Origin of the sequence: Streptococcus sp. UMB1203 (assembly GCF_030217725.1) — a bacterium.
Taxonomy (GTDB): Bacteria; Bacillota; Bacilli; order Lactobacillales; family Streptococcaceae; genus Streptococcus.
The window spans coordinates 1-251 of sequence record NZ_JASOOK010000085.1; the positions used below are offsets into that span (position 1 = coordinate 1).

Genomic DNA, 251 nt, shown 5'->3' on the forward strand with positions numbered 1-251 from the left:
GAAGTAGTAATTGGATTTGGACGACTGGAAAAGGTATGATATAATATTTTTTATGGAAACAAATATTATCGAACTATCGCAAAGTTTAAAGATTAGTCAGAAGCAAATTGAAAAAGTATTGCAACTGACAGCAGAGGGCAACAAGATTCCGTTTATCGCTCGTTATCGGAAAGAAATGACAGGTAATTTGGATGAGGTAGAGATTAAGGCTATTCTTGATTTGGATAAAAGTCTGACGAACCTCAGAGAGC

General features: G+C 35.5%; 1 protein-coding gene. It reads left to right on the top strand.

Annotated elements, in window-relative coordinates; translation table 11 throughout:
• Positions 1–52 precede the first annotated feature (52 nt).
• Positions 53–251: Tex-like N-terminal domain-containing protein (locus QP439_RS09060; protein ID WP_285389658.1), on the top strand; the 199-nt coding region annotated here is incomplete at its 3' end.